The sequence below is a fragment of the Sphingobium quisquiliarum P25 genome (assembly GCF_000445065.1).
Lineage (GTDB): Bacteria > Pseudomonadota > Alphaproteobacteria > Sphingomonadales > Sphingomonadaceae > Sphingobium > Sphingobium quisquiliarum.
The window spans coordinates 34640-51746 of record NZ_ATHO01000032.1; the positions used below are offsets into that span (position 1 = coordinate 34640).

22 protein-coding genes and 1 pseudogene are annotated in these 17107 nt (G+C 63.5%); 14 read left to right on the forward strand and 9 right to left on the reverse strand.

Annotated elements, in window-relative coordinates; all coding sequences use genetic code 11:
* Positions 1–2: 2 nt before the first annotated feature.
* Together L288_RS26185 and L288_RS42970 are read right to left on the reverse strand one after the other, a co-directional pair.
* Positions 3–557: a PRC-barrel domain-containing protein gene (locus tag L288_RS26185; protein WP_021237106.1), complete on the reverse strand. Its 555-nt coding sequence runs from the start codon at positions 555–557 to the stop codon at positions 3–5.
* A 96-nt stretch (positions 558–653) separates the two neighbouring features.
* Complete coding sequence (locus tag L288_RS42970; RefSeq protein ID WP_152522039.1) at positions 654–1112, reverse strand: hypothetical protein; 459 nt, start codon at positions 1110–1112, stop codon at positions 654–656.
* Between the two features lie 175 nt (positions 1113–1287).
* Between L288_RS42970 and L288_RS26190 the strand changes: the two genes are divergently transcribed.
* The 5 genes from L288_RS26190 (at position 1288) to L288_RS26210 (ending at position 5402) form a co-directional block, all read left to right on the forward strand.
* Positions 1288–3360 carry an NAD(+) synthase gene (locus tag L288_RS26190; RefSeq protein WP_021237109.1) on the forward strand — a complete coding sequence of 691 codons (2073 nt, stop codon included), beginning with the start codon at positions 1288–1290 and terminating at the stop codon, positions 3358–3360.
* Between the two features lie 131 nt (positions 3361–3491).
* Positions 3492–3995 carry a hypothetical protein gene (locus L288_RS26195; RefSeq protein WP_021237110.1) on the forward strand — a complete coding sequence of 168 codons (504 nt, stop codon included), beginning with the start codon at positions 3492–3494 and terminating at the stop codon, positions 3993–3995.
* Positions 3996–4022: 27 nt separating this feature from the next.
* Positions 4023–4277, forward strand: coding sequence for a hypothetical protein (locus L288_RS26200; RefSeq protein WP_021237111.1), 255 nt, complete (start codon positions 4023–4025; stop codon positions 4275–4277).
* 25 nt (positions 4278–4302) lie between these two features.
* Positions 4303–4674, forward strand: coding sequence for a hypothetical protein (locus tag L288_RS26205; RefSeq protein ID WP_021237112.1), 372 nt, complete (start codon positions 4303–4305; stop codon positions 4672–4674).
* Positions 4675–4733: 59 nt separating this feature from the next.
* Positions 4734–5402: a protein-L-isoaspartate(D-aspartate) O-methyltransferase gene (locus L288_RS26210; RefSeq protein WP_021237113.1), complete on the forward strand. Its 669-nt coding sequence runs from the start codon at positions 4734–4736 to the stop codon at positions 5400–5402.
* 65 nt (positions 5403–5467) lie between these two features.
* On the opposite strand, the gene L288_RS26215 is transcribed toward L288_RS26210, so the two are convergent.
* From L288_RS26215 to L288_RS26225, 3 genes are read right to left on the reverse strand one after another with little or no spacing between them, the layout of a single operon-like run.
* Entirely contained in the window at positions 5468–5656 is a 189-nt protein-coding gene (locus L288_RS26215) for a hypothetical protein (protein ID WP_021237114.1), read from the reverse strand.
* Positions 5657–5664: 8 nt separating this feature from the next.
* Positions 5665–5871 carry a DUF3606 domain-containing protein gene (locus tag L288_RS26220; protein ID WP_021237115.1) on the reverse strand — a complete coding sequence of 69 codons (207 nt, stop codon included), beginning with the start codon at positions 5869–5871 and terminating at the stop codon, positions 5665–5667.
* A gap of 24 nt (positions 5872–5895) precedes the next feature.
* Positions 5896–6408 (reverse strand): DUF4142 domain-containing protein, encoded by a 513-nt coding sequence (locus L288_RS26225; RefSeq protein WP_021237116.1) that lies wholly within the window; start codon positions 6406–6408, stop codon positions 5896–5898.
* A gap of 244 nt (positions 6409–6652) precedes the next feature.
* Here L288_RS26225 and L288_RS26230 point away from each other — a divergent pair, with 244 nt between their 5' ends.
* Positions 6653–7291: a Crp/Fnr family transcriptional regulator gene (locus L288_RS26230; protein WP_030541123.1), complete on the forward strand. Its 639-nt coding sequence runs from the start codon at positions 6653–6655 to the stop codon at positions 7289–7291.
* A gap of 7 nt (positions 7292–7298) precedes the next feature.
* Here the strand turns inward: L288_RS26230 and L288_RS26235 are convergent, their stop codons facing one another.
* From L288_RS26235 to L288_RS26250, 4 genes are read right to left on the reverse strand one after another with little or no spacing between them, the layout of a single operon-like run.
* Complete coding sequence (locus tag L288_RS26235; RefSeq protein WP_152522040.1) at positions 7299–7550, reverse strand: hypothetical protein; 252 nt, start codon at positions 7548–7550, stop codon at positions 7299–7301.
* Positions 7525–7794, reverse strand: a complete 270-nt coding sequence (locus tag L288_RS26240; RefSeq protein WP_021237119.1) for a hypothetical protein — start codon at positions 7792–7794, stop codon at positions 7525–7527. The genes L288_RS26235 and L288_RS26240 overlap by 26 nt, the downstream gene beginning before the upstream one ends.
* On the reverse strand, positions 7787–8047 hold the full coding sequence (locus L288_RS26245; protein ID WP_021237120.1) for a hypothetical protein: 261 nt from the start codon (positions 8045–8047) through the stop codon (positions 7787–7789). The genes L288_RS26240 and L288_RS26245 overlap by 8 nt, the downstream gene beginning before the upstream one ends.
* A gap of 10 nt (positions 8048–8057) precedes the next feature.
* Positions 8058–8633: a hemerythrin domain-containing protein gene (locus L288_RS26250; protein WP_021237121.1), complete on the reverse strand. Its 576-nt coding sequence runs from the start codon at positions 8631–8633 to the stop codon at positions 8058–8060.
* Positions 8634–8836: 203 nt separating this feature from the next.
* On the opposite strand from L288_RS26250, the gene L288_RS26255 reads away from it, so the two are divergent.
* The 8 genes and pseudogenes from L288_RS26255 to L288_RS41905 all read left to right on the forward strand — a co-directional run.
* Complete coding sequence (locus tag L288_RS26255; RefSeq protein WP_031303932.1) at positions 8837–9430, forward strand: SRPBCC family protein; 594 nt, start codon at positions 8837–8839, stop codon at positions 9428–9430.
* Entirely contained in the window at positions 9430–10623 is a 1194-nt protein-coding gene (locus L288_RS26260) for a zinc-dependent alcohol dehydrogenase (RefSeq protein WP_021237123.1), read from the forward strand. Before L288_RS26255 ends, L288_RS26260 begins: the two co-directional genes overlap by 1 nt.
* Positions 10624–10637: 14 nt before the next feature.
* Complete coding sequence (locus L288_RS26265; RefSeq protein ID WP_021237124.1) at positions 10638–11423, forward strand: SDR family NAD(P)-dependent oxidoreductase; 786 nt, start codon at positions 10638–10640, stop codon at positions 11421–11423.
* 62 nt (positions 11424–11485) lie between these two features.
* On the forward strand, positions 11486–12259 hold the full coding sequence (locus tag L288_RS26270) for a nucleotidyltransferase family protein (protein WP_021237125.1): 774 nt from the start codon (positions 11486–11488) through the stop codon (positions 12257–12259).
* Positions 12243–12986, forward strand: coding sequence for a metallophosphoesterase family protein (locus L288_RS26275; protein ID WP_021237126.1), 744 nt, complete (start codon positions 12243–12245; stop codon positions 12984–12986). Before L288_RS26270 ends, L288_RS26275 begins: the two co-directional genes overlap by 17 nt.
* A 158-nt stretch (positions 12987–13144) precedes the next feature.
* The gene (locus L288_RS26280; RefSeq protein ID WP_031303935.1) at positions 13145–14827 is read left to right on the forward strand and encodes a ShlB/FhaC/HecB family hemolysin secretion/activation protein; all 1683 of its coding nucleotides are present in this window, start codon (positions 13145–13147) and stop codon (positions 14825–14827) included.
* A 107-nt stretch (positions 14828–14934) separates the two neighbouring features.
* Positions 14935–15495, forward strand: a complete 561-nt coding sequence (locus L288_RS26285) for a 2OG-Fe(II) oxygenase (protein WP_021237128.1) — start codon at positions 14935–14937, stop codon at positions 15493–15495.
* 755 nt (positions 15496–16250) lie between these two features.
* Positions 16251–17107 (forward strand): annotated as a pseudogene (locus L288_RS41905) (hypothetical protein); the annotation flags it as partial.

Below are 17107 nucleotides of genomic sequence, written 5' to 3' on the forward strand. Positions count from 1 at the left end.
CGTCAGCAGGCTTCGGCGAGCGCGACTGGAGCCTTGGCAGGCCAAGCGTCATCCTCCAGCACTGGCAGGCGTTGGAAGGTGTCGTCATCAATCCGCAGGGTCAGCTTGTCGCATTCAAAGCCAATGTCGTTGCGGGCTACGGCGCGCAACGTTTCCTGTATGCCGCCAATGCCGCCTGAGGCCACGACCACATAGCTGACATTGCCGCTCTCACATTCGACCAGTGCCTCGACCGCCTTGCCCACGGCTTCGCCTGATTGGCCATGTACCGGCATGCCAGCGACGCCGGTGGCGGTGAAGAGGGTGGATGCGGATGAGCGGCGGCTTGCTTCCTGCGCGGCTTTTCCACCATCCTCATAAGCGCGTTGCCGCCCCAGCCAGCGCCAGATGCCGACGGCGTTCACCAGCGTGAGGAACAGGTTGGTCGCGAGCAGATTGGTCTGTCCGGTCGAAAAGCCCACGGTGGACCACGCGATCGAGCCCACCGTGAAGACCACGAACCCCCAGCCAGTGATGCGAGCGCCCAGATTGGCGGCGGTCATCATCGCGGCGATCATTGTCGCAACCGGCGCGACCCACCCTGCTATATCTTCCATCCTGCGCACAACTCATGAGGCTGGCGAAGGCTGCATAAGCAAGGTAGGCGGAGGAGGCTAGCCGAACTGTTTTATGACCGAGGCGGTGGAGCTTTCCGTACCTGCTTCGGCGACCAGCGCATAGGCGGCACGGGCTATTACCTCCGACTGGCTGAGTGCGGCGGGAAGCACGCTGCCCGCCGCCTGGCTGGCGGGTCCCGCATCCATTGTCTGCACAGCGGCGCTACGCGTGAAGAATCCCGCATTGGTGAGCAGGCCGTCCAGCGATTGACTAGCCTTGACGGCTTGCCCGATTTCAGTCGGGACGTGCGGAGTATAGACTAAAGCTGGCTGCGGCGTTGCCGTTATCACAGGTGACGCGTCGCTAGCGGCCAGTTCAGGCGATGGCGCAAGAGATGTGGTTTCCGGCGGTGTCGTAGCCGTACTGCCGCTGGTACTGGTGGAGTCCACTGGCGGCGTGGGATTGCGACTGTTCCAGTTAGCCCAGGCATTGCTGCTGGAATTGATGCTGACCAAGAAAACCTCCATTTCCCCGAGGGATGCTCTACCTCGCCATCCTTTTCCAATCGTGCAACAACGTCGGTAGCGCGCCGTTAAGCACGACTTTCACGGACATCTTCAATGCGCCTTTCCTCGCGGAACGCGACATGCGAGCATTTCGTTGGGAAGACGTTGGATGGGAGAATGACGGATGACGGCGGCGGAGCGCTTCATGGCGATCGAAAATCAGGGATTGGTGCGGCTGGCCTGCGCCACTCCACTCGCAAGCGTCGCCGATGTACCCGCCAACGCCCAGGCGATATTGGAGCAAGCGCGTGCAGCGGCTGCGGCAGGCGCTGACATCATCCTTTTTCCTGAACTGTGCCTCTCATCCTATGCGATCGATGACCTCCACTTGCAGGATGCGCTGCTGGAACGGGTCGAGGCGGAGGCCGGCCGCCTGATTGAGGCGAGCAAGGGCCTGCCCATCATGCTGGTGGGCGCGCCTGTCCGCAGGGCGGGGCGGCTCTATAATGCCGCTCTCGTGATCGCGGATGGCAGGCTGCTGGGCGTCGTACCAAAAAGCTATCTTCCCAATTATCGCGAATATTATGAAAAGCGCTGGTTCGCGCCGGGCGCCGGATTGACGGGACTGGACATCAGCCTGGCCGGGCATCGGGCGCCTTTTGGCGCCGACCTGATCTTTGCCGCAGACAATCGCGCCGACTTCATATTTCATGTCGAGATTTGCGAGGATTATTGGGGACCCGTGCCGCCCTCCACCCTGGGCGCGCTCGCCGGAGCGCTGATCCTGTGCAATCTTTCGGCATCGAACATCACCGTGGGCAAGGCGCGCGACCGTGATCTGCTGTCGGCGGCGCAGTCCGTCCGCTGCGCGGCCGCCTACGCTTATTCGTCGGCGGGACCAGGCGAAAGCACGACTGACATGGCCTGGGACGGGCAGGCCATGGTGCATGAAATGGGCGTGGTGCTGGCGCAGTCGACCCGTTTCGGCGACGACCCTGAACTGACCTATGCCGACATAGATGTGCAAAGGCTCCGGCTGGAGCGGATGCGTAATGGCACCTTCAACGATACGGCAGCGGCGATGGGGCATCCCGAACAGCGGTTCCGCCGCATCGGCTTTCCCTACATGCCGCAGGGCGATCGCGATAAGCTTTACCGGCCCGTCAGGCGATTTCCCTTCGTTCCGGCCGACCCGCTGCTGCTGGACGCCGACTGTTATGAGGCTTTCAATATCCAGGTCGAGGGACTGGTCACCCGTTTCCGCGCAACGGCAGGCGAGCATTTCGTCATCGGCGTTTCGGGCGGCCTTGATTCCACCCATGCCCTGATCGTAGCGGCGAAAGCATGCGATCGGCTGGGACTGCCACGATCGGCGATTCTTGGCTATACCATGCCGGGCTTTGCGACGGGCGAGCATACCAAGTCCAATGCATGGGCGCTGATGAATGCGTTGGGCGTCAAGGGCGAGGAGATAGACATCCGCCCCGCCGCGCGGCAGATGCTGGCCGACATGGATCATCCCTATGCGCGGGGCGAGCCGGTCTATGACGTGACGTTTGAAAATGTTCAGGCCGGGCTGCGCACCGATTATCTGTTCCGCCTCGCCAACCGGCATGGCGGCTTCGTGGTAGGAACCGGCGATCTTTCCGAACTGGCGCTCGGCTGGTGCACCTACGGCGTGGGCGACCAGATGAGCCACTATGCCGTGAACAGCGGCGTCCCCAAGACGCTGATCCAATATCTGATCCGCTGGTGCATCGCGACGGATCAGTTCGATCCCCAGACCGACGCCATATTGCAGGCGATATTGGATACGGAAATCTCGCCCGAACTCGTGCCTGCCGATGCGTCGGGTGCGATGCAGAGCACGGAAAGCCGCGTCGGCCCCTATGCGCTCAATGATTTTTTTCTTCACCATATCACCCGCGCGGGACTGCCGCCGTCGAAGGTCGCCTTTCTGGCATGGCATGCGTGGCGCGACCCGGATGCAGGCGCATGGCCGCCCGGCTATCCTGACAGCGCGAAGGTAGGATATGACCTGCCGACAATCCGGCGTTGGCTGGATAATTTCCTCTACCGCTTCTTCACGATCAGCCAGTTCAAGCGATCGGCGCTTCCCAACGGCCCCAAGGTATCGTCCGGCGGAGCCCTGTCGCCACGCGGCGACTGGCGCGCGCCATCCGACAGCAAGGCGACGGTCTGGCTGGATGAGCTGGACGAAGCGCTGGGAGACATTGGCAGGAGAGCGGAAGGCTAACCGGCCTGATGAGGCAGTTCTGCGTTGCGGCCGGACGCGCTTTCCCGTCATTTTGCCGTTGACGGCCGGGGAGCGGGAACGGGCGGCTGACGCGACCGTTGGACTGAAAAGACGCAGCACAGGAGGCTCTTATGGACCCCAGGCGCATCAGCCTTGGCCTTGGCGTTTTTTCGATCGCGCTGGGCATTGCGGAGATTGCGGCAACACGCCGCATCGCTCGTGCCCTTGGCAATGATCATCGGACTGGACGCGCCACTTTGCGCGCATTCGGCGCGCGTGAGATGTTGGCTGGAGCAGGGCTGGTGGCAGCGCCTGCGCACTCGACGCTGATGTGGGGCCGGGTTGCGGGCGATGCGCTGGATCTTGCGGCGCTTGGACTGGCTGCGGGCCGTGCGCCACGACGGGGCGCGGTGTGGGGTGCGATCGCATTCGTCACGGGCGTGGCGGTGATCGATGCTCTGGTTGCGCGCTCGCTCGATCGTCAGACCGGCCGAGCCTATCCATGGCGCGGCGACGGCGCATCCTCTGCCAATGGCCATATGGCGCAGCAGCACCCGTCATCCATTGGCCATGCCACGACCATCGAGCCGGACGACATGCCCTTTGTCCGCGCGCCGGAAGTGACCCATCATTGACGGCACCAGCCGGAGGAGAAATATATTATGATTCGCAAACTCGTCCTGCTCGCCGGCGCCGGTTTCCTTGCCAAAAAGCTGTTCGACAGATCGCGCGAAGATAAGGCCGCCTCATCTCCGGGCCACCGGCCGACCGATCTTTCGGGCGATCGCCACCCGGACGGCTCAAGCCGAGCGGACGAGCATTTCCGGCCTGACCCGACTGCTACGGTCAGTGCGTCCGACCGTGAGAGCCTGCGGCCCGTCACTATGCCCGCGCCGCATGACCCGCCGGGAGTGTAGCGAGACAACGCTCAAGGAAGAGGATATGCCGGTCACGGGTTGGAAACTGGACGCGGAGGAGCGCAAGGTGCTGCTGGAGCGTTTTCCACCCCTGTGGCCCCACATCATCGCCGACCATGTGACGCTGGACGCGAAGGCGAGCGAGCAGGACCCGCTGCCCGATGAAAGCAGCGCCCACATTGTCGGCAGCATCAGTGACGGAGCCGGGCTTCAGGCGCTGATCGTGGCCATCGGCGGCACCACCGGCCGTCCCGATGGCAGCACCTATCACATCACTTGGTCGCTGGACCGCAGCCGGGGCCGCGCGGCCGTGGAAAGCAATGACGTGATCGCCGATCGCGGCTGGAATGCGCTCGACGATCCAGTGCCGATCCGCCTCATACCCGCACGGTTCTAACGCTATGCGGCCGTTTCTCGACTGCGGCGGCCCGGTCCCTGTGGAAGGGAAGGGAGAGGATGATGGGCGACTATGAAAAGCGCCGCCGCCAGATGGTCGATGTCCAGATAGCCGGGCGCGGCATTCGCGACCCGCGCGTGCTGAAAGCGATGCGCGCAGTGCCAAGAGAGCGATTCGTCGGCGAAGGCATGGAAGAGTTCGCCTATGAGGATGCGGCCCTTCCCATCGAGGAACAGCAGACCATTTCCCAACCCTATATCGTCGCCGCCATGATCGAGGCGGCGGAGATTGTGGCGGACGACCGTGTGTTGGAGGTCGGCGCGGGGTCGGGCTATGCCGCCGCCGTGCTGGGGCAGATCGCCGCCGAGGTGTTCGCGATCGAGCGTCATGAGCCGCTCGCCAGAATCGCGCGCAAACGGATGGCCATGCTGGGCTATGACAATGTCCACATCAGGGTTGGCGACGGCACGCTAGGCTTACCGGAAGAAGCGCCCTTCGATGCGATATTGGTGGCCGCGGGCGGACCGGTGGTTCCCGTTTCGCTCAAGGAGCAGCTGGCGATTGGCGGACATCTGCTCATGCCGGTCGGCGATCCGGGCAATCAGCAGCTGCGCAAGATCACGCGGGTGGGCCAGGACGGCTATGAAGGGCAGTCGCTGGGCGCGGTCATGTTCGTGCCACTGATCGGCGAGCAAGGCTGGCGCGAGGATGGGCGACAAACCCGGTGACGCCGCTTGGTCCTGAAGACGATCGCGGCGTGGCGGGAGCTTATCCCTTCCGGGAATGCCTGTCATTAATATTGGGGCTGGCCTTGATAGCTGTCCGCGACATTGTTGCCGGTGGTCTGGTTTTCCTGCAATTCCTCTCCATGCCAGACATTACGGGCGATGAAGATGACGAAGATGATCGCGGCAAGGATGGCGATGATGATCGCCGCTGCCTTGCCGCGTTTGCGCGGGGTTGGTGGATCGGCACGGTTCATTCTGCCGGTCAGCGGTTGCGATCGAGATAATCGGTCACGGCGCTGACGCTATGGCCCACCATTTCGACGGCTTCCTCAAGCTGGCTGCGAGACGCTTGCAGGCGCTGCGACCAATATTGGACCTCCAGATCCGTCTTCAGCCCCACATGCTTCAGGTCGCGCGGAACGGGTGGTTCCCCGCTATTCGCGGCAGGATGAACGTCCATGCTCATCATGGCCTTCGGCTCCTTTGCTAATGATCAATGGCCTTGATGGCGCATCGCGCCCTCACCGCCGCCGTTCAGCATGTCGATGTGATGCTGGACCACGGGCACGATCTTCGCGGCCGCGGATTTCAGCGGTTCGGAGGATCCCGACGCTGCATAACCCTGATGCAGGGCCAGCGCCTGAGCGTGCGCGGCTTTCTGCTGATCCCAATAAAGCTTGTCGCGCGCCTCGCCGCTGGCCTTTGTAAGCGCGGCGATCTTGCTGCGCTGGTCGGGCGTCATCTGCGGCGGCGGAGCCTTGATTTGCGCCTTCGCGGCGGCGGCCTTCACCATCGCGGTGCTCTTGCTATGGTCCTGCACCATCATCGTGGCGAAGGAACGCACCTTGGCGTCCTTAGTGGATCGCAGCACGAGCTGGCTGGACGTCTTTTCGAACAGGTCGCTCGCGCCCGCACTGGCCACATAGGTGCTGGGGGTCTGAGCGGCAGCAGCGGCGGGAAGTGCGGCAAGCACCGAGACGGCAATGAAGCATGTTCTAACAGTCATGGAATTCTCCTCTCCCCCGTTTAGCGCTCACCATCAGCCCAGGTTCCGGCCAAGGCGAGGGAACAGCATAACATGCATCAGCGGACATACCGGCGCGGCTGGACCGATGATGAACAGCAGTGCACGTTCACCGCTTCTAAAAGCCATTTCGTCGCGCACAGGGCGAAATGGCAACATAGGTAAAAGAGGACTCACACAGATTTGGGTGAGAAGGATGAGCCGGGGGCTGAACAGGGAAGTGTCCATGTTGAGCCAAGTCGCATCCAGCGAATTACATGCCCATTTCCGTCCGCATCAATTTCTGGCGCGGGAGGATGAGAAACCTGTCGCGATCTTTCGCATCGATGAAGGCTGGGCTTGCCGTTATCGCCTGTTGCCCGATGGACGGCGCCAGATCACAGCGCTCTATCTGCCGGGCGATTATTGCGACCCGCATTGGGCGTTGGGCGGAAAGCCGTCTCAGCCTATCGTTGCCTTGACCAATGTAAGGGCGACTCGCTTGCCCTGCGTTCCGCCGTCTGCGACATCCGGCGAAGGTCAGCAGGCATTCTGGCGGAGCCTGAGCGACATGATAGAGCGGCAGACCAACTGGCTGGTCACGCTGGGCCGCAAGACCGCGCTGGAAAAGGTCGCGCATCTGCTGCTGGAACTGTTCGAACGGCTGCGCATGTCCGGCCTGACCTATGGCCAGCAATGCGCGATGCCGCTCACGCAGATGGAGATTGCCGATCTGACCGGGCTAACCCCTGTTCATGTCAACCGGACGCTCCAGGTGATGCGGACTCGCGGCTTGGTCGAGCTTCAGGCGAAGTGGCTGCGCATACCGGACCTGCGCGCCTTGCGGCAGGCGGCAGCCCTGCGCACGCAGGGAATGGCCGCCTGACCGGCGGTCACAACTTGCTGTCGCCCAGGCCTTGCGCGCCTTCATGACCTGACCGGGTGCCGGTGTCCGGCTGCGGCTTGTCCTGCTTGGTGGGGCGCGTGGGTTCGGGATCGCCGCCACGCGCGGACTTTTCCTCGTCCCGCGACCCGATGTCGCGTGCGGTGTTGCCGCCGCCCGCCCCTGACTGGCCGCCGATGGACGGTTCGTCATGAAGGTCGCTGTCGTCTCTGCCTTCACTTCGGTTTTGCTGGTTCATCATCCTTGTCCTGTTGCTGTTGAGCCGGTCCCCCTGCTACCGGATCGCTGTCAAAGTCTTCCGGGTTGCCGCCGCCACCCGCTCCCGCGCCGCTGCCTTCGACCACGCCAGATCCGCCACGGGCGCGGTGGCCGCGATTATCGTCGCGTCCAGTGGAAAGGGGCAGCGGCTTGGCTTTGGCGATATTGGTGTCCTCATCGCCCTGGTAGATCGGTGCGGACAGGTCATCCGAGCGCTTGTCAGTCATCGGACCCGCGCCCTCTTTCGCCAGCGCCCTCCTGTCCGGCGCGGCTGTCGTCTTCCTCTCCGCGCCGGGTCATGGTCTGCGGATTATAGTTGGACTCAATCGCGCCGCCACTCAGCGGATCGCGATCAGGCTCGCGGTCGAGCGTATCGCTCGGCCGCCGGGCGGAACCCTCCGGCTGATTTTCCGTCGAGATGTTGGGGTTGCGGGTCTGCTGCGTCGGCAGCGTCCTTTCGCTGCGATCAGAATCAGTCATTTTCCTCTCCTCAGGCCAGTTTCAGCCCTTCCTGGTTCATCCGGCGCGTCAGGGTGCCGTTAGCCGCGCGGTCCAGCCCTTCCTTGAGCCGCGGGAAGAGTTCATCCTCCTCGCCGCGCATATGCGCTTCGATATCCGCGCGGAAGCTGGCGAGCTTGGCCTGGAAGGCAGCATGGTCCTTCAACAGGTCGCCCAGTTCATAGAGATACTGCTTTACATAGCCATGCTCGCCGGTGAGCGTGTCGGCCTCTTCCTTCATGCCTGCCAGGCGCATTGCGGCATAGATGGCATTCTCCTCCTCCATCGCGTGCTTGCCCAGCGCATGTTTGAGTTGGGTCAGCAGCGTGGCGCGGCGGCCATTGGCTTCGGGGCCGGTCTGTTGCAGCTTGTCGAACAGGGCCAGCGCCATCTTATGTTCAAGGGCCAGCGCCTTGTCCCAATCGCCTGCAAGAGCGGTCGGAGCCTGAACGGCGAACTTGCGGCCAACAGCCCCGATCAGGGCAAGGCCAGCGCCAATGCCCGCGCCGATCAGCGCGTCACGGCTGCCGCTGTGCGTAATACGGCGGAACGTCGCCTGTGCGCCCATAATGTCATCCTCCAATGCAGATATTGCCTTGAAAAACGAGCGCCAGCAGGTGCTGTTCCCCCTCGCGGCCAAAGGCGGGGAAGAGAGTTACCCATGTTAGCAAGCTGCGTTTTTGCGATGGTTTCGCGACAAAGTTCGGAACGGCCCGCGCGGCTGCTGGTTGGCCACACGTCAACACAAGCCTGACAATGAAGGAGGTCAGCATGGCCGATCATCTCGCGCCAGGGGAGCATGACGACGCGCCCCTCGCAACGGCGAAGCAAGCGGACAGGAGAGAGCAGGCCGCGAACGGCCTGGACGAGGCCAAAGGCGATGCCGTGTCCGGCAAGACGGTCACGATCAACCGGCCGCGGCAGGAAATATACGACTTCTGGCGTGACGTGACCAACCTGCCCAAGGTGATGGAAAATCTGGTGTCGGTCGACGCCGTGGACGGTCAGCGTTCGCGATGGGTGGTGAAGGCACCGGGCGGCGGCACGGTCGAATGGATATCGGTGATCACAGAGGACAGACCCGGCGAACTGATCGCCTGGGCCTCCGAAGAGGGCGCGGAGGTGCCGAACAGCGGCAGGATAGAGTTTCGCGACGCTCCCGGCGGGCGCGGCACATGGGTCAGCGCGACCATCCTCTACGATCCGCCCGCCGGTTTCATCGGCAAGGTGATCGCCAAGATGTTCCAGCGCGAACCGGCGATCCAGGCGCGGCGCGACCTGCGCCGCCTGAAGCAGTTTCTGGAGACCGGGGAAATCGCGACGGCGGCCCGCAACCGGCGGCAATATGAAGAGGAGCAGAACTGATGCGCGCGCTCACCTGGCACGGCAAGCATGACGTCCGCGTCGAAACGGTCGATGATCCTGAGATCGTCAACCCCCGCGATGCCATCATCAAGATCACGTCGACCGCCATCTGCGGGTCCGACCTTCACCTGTATGACGCCTATATCCCGACATTGCAGAAGGGCGACATATTGGGCCACGAATTCATGGGTGAAGTAGTCGATATCGGGCCCGGTTCGACATTGAAGAAAGGGCAGCGCGTCGTGGTGCCCTTCACCATTTCGTGCGGCAGTTGTTTTCATTGCAGCAAGCATCAATATTCCGCCTGCGACAATGGGCTGCCCGCCGACAATCAGGACATCGCCCAGCCGATCTACGGCCAGCCCATGGCGGGCCTGTTCGGGTACAGCCATATGACCGGCGGCTATGCGGGCGGTCAGGCGGAATATGTGCGCGTACCCTTTTCCGACGTGGGACCGATCGTGATCCCCGATGGAGTGGATGACGACAAGGTGCTGTTCCTGTCCGACATTCTGCCCACCGGCTGGATGGCGGCGGAAAATGCGGAGATCGAGCCGGGCGATACGGTCGCGGTGTGGGGATGCGGGCCGGTGGGCCTGTTCGCGGTCCAGTCCGCCTTCCTGATGGGGGCGGAGCGGGTGATCGCGATCGACCATTTCCCGCGCAGGCTGGAACTGGCGAAACGTTTCGGTGCTGAAACAATTAACTATGAGGAAAGCCGCACCTATGAGGCGCTGATGGAGATGACGGGCGGCATCGGCCCGGACGCCTGCATCGACGCTGTCGGGCTGGAGGCGCATGGTTTCTTCGCCGACAATGTGTGGGACCAGATCAAGGTGTCGACCTTCATGGGCACTGACCGCGCCCATTCCATCCGTCAGGCGATCATCGCCTGCCGCAAGGGCGGCCGCGTGTCCATGCCCGCCGTCTATGGCGGCTTCGTGGACAAGTTCCCGCTGGGCGCCTTCATGGAAAAGGGGCTGACGCTGAAAACCGGCCAGACCCATGTGCAGCATTATATGCCGGGCCTTCTGAACGCGATCATGGAGGACAAGGTGGATACCACCTTCCTGATCAGTCACCGCATGCCTCTGGAGCAGGCGGCCGAAGGATATAAGATGTTCCACGACCAGCAGAATGAAGTGACCAAGATCGTGCTGAAACCCGGCATGGATCAGGCCCCGGCGGCTTGAAAGGAAAGAGGATCATGACTTCAGGAAAACTGGCGATCGTTACCGGCGCGTCGACCGGGATTGGTTTTGAACTGGCCCATGTCGCGGCGAAGGATGGATATGACCTGATGGTCGTCGCGGATGAACCGCTGATCGAGGCCGCCGCCAAGGATTTCAGGCAGCATGGAACGCAGGTGGAGGCGGTGGAGGCCGACCTGTCCACGCTGGAAGGCGTCGACCGGCTGCTGAACGCGGCGGGCGGGCGGCAGATCGACCTGCTGTGCGCCAATGCAGGGCGCGGGGTCGGCCATGCCTTTCTGGAACAGGATGTGGCGGATTGGCGCAAGGTGATCGATACGAATATCACCGGCACGCTCTATCTGTTGCAGAAGGTGCTGCGGCCGATGGTGGCGCGGAACGATGGCAAGGTGCTGATCACCGGATCGATCGCTGGCTTCATCCCCGGCGCGTTCCACGCCGTCTATAATGGCAGCAAGGCCTTCATCGACAGCTTTGCCGACGCCATCCGCAACGAGATAAAGGACAGCGAAGGCGTGACCGTCACCACATTGATGCCCGGCGCGACGGACACGGAATTTTTCGAACGCGCCGACATGCTGGACACCAAGGTCGGGCAGCAGGAAAAGGACGATCCGGCCAAGGTTGCCCAAGACGGCTGGGACGCGCTGATGGCTGGCAAGGCGCACATCATTTCAGGATGGAAGAACAAGGTGCAGGCCGCCGCCGCCCATGTCGCGCCAGCATCCATGCTGGCCGAACAGCACCGGCATATGGCTGAACCGGGATCGGACAAGGAGTAAGCCGGACGGAGCGCGGGTGAGGGGGGGGGAACAGTCCCGTCACTCACCCGTTCCATCAGTTCATGATAAGCGATCCCGCCATTTTCGACCCGCCGCCGGATTCGGTCGCATTCTATACGGAAAGCCTCCAGCATCTGGTCGATTCCGGTATCCCCTTCATGCTTTCGGGCACTTATGCGCTGGGGTGCCATACCGGCATCGTGCGGCCGACCAAGGATCTGGATGTCTTCTGCAAGGCGGGCGACGCGCCGCGCATCCTGGCCTATTTCAAGCATCTGGGGCATGAGGTCGAGTTCGAGGATGAACGCTGGATCGGAAAGGTGTGGCGCGACAAGAACTTCTTCGACGTCATCTACAATATATCCTCGGCCAGCCTGCCGGTCACGGAAGAATGGTTTCGCGATGTCGCCTATGCCAAAGTCTATGGAGTGGATGTTCGGATCACCCCGCCGACAGAGTTCATCCTGTCGAAGATCTTCATACAGGATCGCTACCGCTATGATGGGGCCGATGTCGTCCATGTCATCCTGAAACAGCATGACCGGATCGACTGGCAAAGATTGCTGGATGCGGTGGAACTGCATTGGGAATTGCTGCTGATCCATCTTCTGAACTTCCGCTTCATCTATCCGACGGAGCGGCATTGCGTTCCCCTGTGGCTGTTCGAGGAACTGCTGGGACGGTTGCAGACGCGATCGGAACTGCCGGTGCCCAACATCCGCGTATGCCGGGGAAGATTGCTGAGCCCGCGCGATTATCTGGTGGACATCACCGAATGGGGCTTTGCCGACGTGGTTGGAAAAGGGCTTGAGGAGAGCCATGACCGGAACAAATGACGCGCCGCGCCACAGCGGCCTGACGCTGGCGGCGATCGGCGACCTGCATGTGACCGACACATCCGAGCATCGCTACCGCGCAATGTTCGAGGAGATTTCGCAACAGGCCGACATATTGGCGCTGTGCGGCGATCTCACCAATTTCGGCAAAACGCGCGAGGCGGAGATATTGGCGGAGGACCTGCACGCATGCAGCATCCCCACGGTCGCCGTGCTGGGCAATCACGATTATGAATGCGGCCAGCCCGAAGAGGTCGCGCGCATCCTGCATGGCGCTGGCGTCACCGTGCTGGACGATCAGGCGGTGGAGATAAAGGGCATCGGCTTTGCGGGCGTGAAGGGTTTTGTCGGCGGCTTTGGCCGGGGCGAACTGGGCGCGTTTGGTGAAAAGGCCATCAAGGGATTTGTCGAAGAGTCGATCAATGAGGCGCGCAAGCTGGAAAATGCGCTGCGGTCGCTGCGTACCGACAAATGCGTGGCTGTGCTGCATTATTCGCCCGTGCCCGACACCGTTCAGGGGGAGCCGCCCGAAATCTTTCCTTTTCTGGGATCTTCGCGTCTGGCCGAAGCGATCGACCGTTTCGACAATGTGCGCTTCGCCGTGCATGGCCATGCGCACAGGGGCGCTTTCGAAGGAAAAACGCCGCGCGGCATTCCCGTTTACAATTGCGCGCAATTCGTCGTTTCGGAGCGTTTTGAGCGGCCCTATGCCCTGATCGCGCTCTGACGCGCCCCACTCTCTCCATTTCGGTGGAGATTGACCCCTGTCGCGATGCTTTCCGCCATAAACCTCACCGTTGCGGTTACAGTTCGGGATGAATCGCAAGGGGATTGGCCTACGCCTGCTGCTTCAGGGACGTGATATGCAGGGGGCAGGGTCAAGGCATGCGATGGGGGCGAATGTGGGACTGGCTGAGCATGGCGGCGGCGGCTTGCCTGCTGTCCGCTGCTCCGGCCGCCGGGGCGCAGATCGCCAATCCGGGAACCGGCGCTGCGAGCGCGCCAGCGATTGACCGGGAGCGGGCCGATCGCGTCGAGCCCGGCATTCCGTCAGCGCCGCCCGCCACGCCGCGCCCGCCCGCGCCGTCCGTCAACCTTTCACCCGGTGCGGAGCCCGCAGCCAGCGTCCGTCTGGCGCGCGTCATATATATGGGCGCGTCGCTGCCCGCTGCGGGACTGGACAAGGCGGTCGCGCCCTTCACGGGGCGGCCGTTGACGCGGGAGACGTTGCAGGAGGTGGCAGGCGCGGTCAGCGCGGCCTATGCGCGCAGCGACATCGCCTTTTATGCCGTGTCTATCCCCGCGCAAATTCCCGCCGCTGGCCAGTTGATCGTGCGGGTGGTGGAAGGACGGGTGACGGACTATCGCCTCGCGGGCCTGTCGCCCAGCATGCCGGTCAGGCTGATCGACGCGCATATGAAGCGGGTGATGGCGGGCGCGCCGCTGCGCAAGTCGGTGCTGGAGCGCGCGTTGTCGCTGATGCGCGATATTCCGGGGCAGACGGTCGACGCGCGCGTGCGGCAGGGGGTGAAGGCTGGCGACCTGATCATCGACCTGATCGTCAAGCGCAAGCAGTTGCAGATCGGCGTGATGATCGACAATAGCGGCGTCAGCAATGTGGTGGACGGCGTGCAGGCGCAGCTTTCCGTGACCGCCAATGGCGTGCTGCGCGAAGGGGACAGCACGCGCGTCGCGGGATATCTGCCCTTCTATCCTGAACGCTATCAGCTTTATTCGTTGAGCCACAGCACGCCCATCGGCACCAACGGAATGACCCTGTCGGCCAATGCGGCGCATGTGAAATCGCGCCAGCGCGACGGCATGATAGAGGGGGAAGCGACGCTGGCGGGGATCGCGATCAGCCACCCGCTCATCCGGTCGAACAAGAGCAACCTGACGGTCAATGCTTCCATCGATGGCGTTGACAGCAGCAACTATTATCTGGACGTGCGCTTTGGCGATTATAAGTCGCGCGCGGTGAGGCTGGGCGCGTCCTGGTCCAATGCCGATGGGACCAGCGGAGAGGCCGCTTCCGCCGTGGTCAGCCAAGGCGTGGGGATTTTGGGCGCGAAGGCGTTTGCGGGATTTTCCGAGGTCGGCTTTACAAAGGCGAACATGCAGGCGGTTGCCGTGCGCAGCCTGTCGAAGCGGCTGTCCGTCAAGATTTCGGTGAAGGGCCAATATAGCCGCGACAGGCTGCCCGTGACGGAGCGTTTCGCTCTGGGCGGCAGGGGCGCGGGCATGGCGTTCCGCCTTGGCGTGCGCACGGCTGAGCAAGCCGCTGCCGCATCGGCGGAGGTGAGCTGGACATTGCCGCCCAAGACCGTGCCTTTCAAGGAGGCTGCCTTGTTCGCCTATGCCGATGGCGCGGTCGCTCATGCCGTCGCGCGGCCCTTCTACCGCCTTGCCGCGGAGGATTATTCGCTGGCGTCGGCCGGTGGCGGGGTGCGGGTGGCGCTGGGCGGCAAATGGCGGGCGAGCGCCGAAGTGGCGGTGCCGGTGAAGCGTCCCGATCGCGCCCATAGCGGCCGGGCGCAATTCTTCTTTGGATTGGGGCGCGCCTTCTGACGAGCGCGATCTTGCGTGTGCGCAAATGGATTCCCGCTGCGCCGCCGATGGACGGCGCTGCGCGTGCTTGAGCGGGAAGTCCGTTCGGAGGTTGAGAGGAGACAGCCATGAACAATGTGTGGGAGGTCTGGCCGTCCGCGCTGACCCCGGCCGAATGCGACGCCATCATCAAGCGCGCGTCGGCTTACACGGATCAGGCGGCGACCGTCGGTTTCGATCAAAGCAGCCGCAGCGATGCGCACTATCGTTCGTCGCTCATCCGCTGGCTGGACCCGCATCGCGAGAAGGATATCGTCCAGAGGCTGATGCAATTTGTCGACGCATCCAACCGGACGAATTTCGGCATCGACATCGTTGCGCCCTATGAGGTGCAGTTCACCGAATATCATGGCGACCAGCATGGCAAATATGATTGGCACCATGATGTCTGGCTGGAATCCTCGCGGCCGTTCGACCGGAAGCTGTCGGTGGTGGTGCAGCTTTCCGAACCGGGCGATTATGAGGGCGGCGCGTTCGAATTTTATCAGGTGCAGCAGCCCGGCATGACCTTCGCGCCGCGCGGGAGCCTGCTGATCTTCCCCTCCTTCCTCCAGCATCGAGTGCTGCCTGTTACGAGCGGGGTGCGGCGGAGCCTGGTGACATGGGTCGAAGGTCCCCGCTGGCGATAGAGATATAACCGTTATGGAGCAAAGCCTGATCTGGGCGATTTCGCTCCGGTTGCGTATGAAGCGCCCGGATCGGTCGGGGTTCCCACGATATATGCCTGTGACTGCGGGTCTGCCGAGGCCGTTATGGAGCTTTGCGTGTTCTGACGCGGGCGTTGCGCAGGGCGTTTCCGCTGCCGCGCACGGTCCTGAACGGATGTAACCAGATCGGCCTTTTATGAACGAGCGGGAAGGGATTGCCGTGCTTAGCCTGTGCGCATTGCGAGACGTTCGCGATGCAACAGGGAGATTATTCCATGTCCTTTGTGGGGCCGATTCACTCCGTCCGGCGCACCCTTTTATGCGCCACGGCGATACCTCTTTTCCTCCTGAGCGCCTGCGCTGACGGTGTCGGGTTCGACATCGGCGCGGGCGGCGGGAAAAATCCGTCTGGTCCGTCCGGTCCTTCCGGCCCGACAAGTCCCGGAGGACCCACTGGTCCCACCGGCCCGGCTGGTCCAAACGGTCCCGATGGTCCGGGCGGTCCCACTGGCCCTGGCGGACCCGCTGGTCCTGGCGGCCCGTCCGGCCCGGATGGCCCGAGCGGACCGAGTGGCCCTGCTGGACCCGGAGGCCCTGCCGGGCCCGGTGGTCCGACCGGCCCCACCGGTCCCACGGGCCCCGGCGGTCCTACTGGTCCGGGTGGTCCTACCGGGCCGGGTGGGCCGACTGGTCCCGGCGGGCCGGGGAATCCCGCTGGTCCAACCCTCAATGGTCCATTGATCGGAGCGAATCTGGGCAATCAGGTCATTTCGGGACCGAGCGGGACGGATACGGTGATCGGCGTCAATATCCTGCCGGGCCAGACGCCAGCGGCCGGGACGGTCGCCACCGTCGATCTGCTGACGGGCGACGGCACTGTGGTGCAGGTCGCGCTGCCCACGACGCCCGGCGCGGTTCAGCAGGGGCTGGCGCCCGTCGGCACGCTCACCGGAGCGCTGCTGGGAAGCGAGGTTGGCGGAGCCGTGACGCAGATCACGAACGGCGTTTCGCCGGTCGTGGCGGCCGTTACCTCGACCGCCGACCAGGTGACGGGGCCGCTGCTGGAAGCCGTAAACGGCGCCTTGTCCCCAGTCCTGTCCCCGCTGGTGGGAGAGAATGGCGCGCTGGCGCCTGTCACCGGCCTTGTCGAGGGCGTCGTGGGCGGCCTCACCGGATCGCTCCAGGGGGGAGGAGCGGCCGGATCGGCGCTGACGGGCCCGTTGGTCGCCACCAATATCGGCGGCAATGTGCTGAGCGGCGGATCGTCCACTGACAGCGTGGTCGGCGTCAACCTGCTGCCGTCCGCAGCGCAGCCGGTGCAAGGCCAACTGCTGACCGCCGATGTGCTGACGTCCAGCGCCATCGTCGATGTCACCGTGCCGACGACTGCGGCGGGGGTGGAAGCGGGCCTTGCGCCCGTGGGCAACCTGGCCGGAGCGCTTCTGGGACCGCAAGCCGGGAGCGCGGTCGATCAGGTGTCGGCGGCCGTCGCGCCAGTCGTCGCCACGGCCACGGCGGTGGTGGACAGCGTGGTTTCGCCCGTGCTGGACGCGGTCAATGGCCTGGCCCCGGCGCTGCCCGGAGGAGCGAGCGG

Coding starts and splice junctions, on each gene's coding strand:
- L288_RS26185 (WP_021237106.1), bottom strand. CDS start 557: ATGATCGCCGCGATGATGACCGCCGCCAATCTGGGCGCTCGCATCACT.
- L288_RS26190 (WP_021237109.1), top strand. CDS start 1,288: ATGACGGCGGCGGAGCGCTTCATGGCGATCGAAAATCAGGGATTGGTG.
- L288_RS26195 (WP_021237110.1), top strand. CDS start 3,492: ATGGACCCCAGGCGCATCAGCCTTGGCCTTGGCGTTTTTTCGATCGCG.
- L288_RS26200 (WP_021237111.1), top strand. CDS start 4,023: ATGATTCGCAAACTCGTCCTGCTCGCCGGCGCCGGTTTCCTTGCCAAA.
- L288_RS26205 (WP_021237112.1), top strand. CDS start 4,303: ATGCCGGTCACGGGTTGGAAACTGGACGCGGAGGAGCGCAAGGTGCTG.
- L288_RS26210 (WP_021237113.1), top strand. CDS start 4,734: ATGATGGGCGACTATGAAAAGCGCCGCCGCCAGATGGTCGATGTCCAG.
- L288_RS26215 (WP_021237114.1), bottom strand. CDS start 5,656: ATGAACCGTGCCGATCCACCAACCCCGCGCAAACGCGGCAAGGCAGCG.
- L288_RS26220 (WP_021237115.1), bottom strand. CDS start 5,871: ATGATGAGCATGGACGTTCATCCTGCCGCGAATAGCGGGGAACCACCC.
- L288_RS26225 (WP_021237116.1), bottom strand. CDS start 6,408: ATGACTGTTAGAACATGCTTCATTGCCGTCTCGGTGCTTGCCGCACTT.
- L288_RS26230 (WP_030541123.1), top strand. CDS start 6,653: ATGTTGAGCCAAGTCGCATCCAGCGAATTACATGCCCATTTCCGTCCG.
- L288_RS26235 (WP_152522040.1), bottom strand. CDS start 7,550: ATGATGAACCAGCAAAACCGAAGTGAAGGCAGAGACGACAGCGACCTT.
- L288_RS26240 (WP_021237119.1), bottom strand. CDS start 7,794: ATGACTGACAAGCGCTCGGATGACCTGTCCGCACCGATCTACCAGGGC.
- L288_RS26245 (WP_021237120.1), bottom strand. CDS start 8,047: ATGACTGATTCTGATCGCAGCGAAAGGACGCTGCCGACGCAGCAGACC.
- L288_RS26250 (WP_021237121.1), bottom strand. CDS start 8,633: ATGGGCGCACAGGCGACGTTCCGCCGTATTACGCACAGCGGCAGCCGT.
- L288_RS26255 (WP_031303932.1), top strand. CDS start 8,837: ATGGCCGATCATCTCGCGCCAGGGGAGCATGACGACGCGCCCCTCGCA.
- L288_RS26260 (WP_021237123.1), top strand. CDS start 9,430: ATGCGCGCGCTCACCTGGCACGGCAAGCATGACGTCCGCGTCGAAACG.
- L288_RS26265 (WP_021237124.1), top strand. CDS start 10,638: ATGACTTCAGGAAAACTGGCGATCGTTACCGGCGCGTCGACCGGGATT.
- L288_RS26270 (WP_021237125.1), top strand. CDS start 11,486: ATGATAAGCGATCCCGCCATTTTCGACCCGCCGCCGGATTCGGTCGCA.
- L288_RS26275 (WP_021237126.1), top strand. CDS start 12,243: ATGACCGGAACAAATGACGCGCCGCGCCACAGCGGCCTGACGCTGGCG.
- L288_RS26280 (WP_031303935.1), top strand. CDS start 13,145: ATGCGATGGGGGCGAATGTGGGACTGGCTGAGCATGGCGGCGGCGGCT.
- L288_RS26285 (WP_021237128.1), top strand. CDS start 14,935: ATGAACAATGTGTGGGAGGTCTGGCCGTCCGCGCTGACCCCGGCCGAA.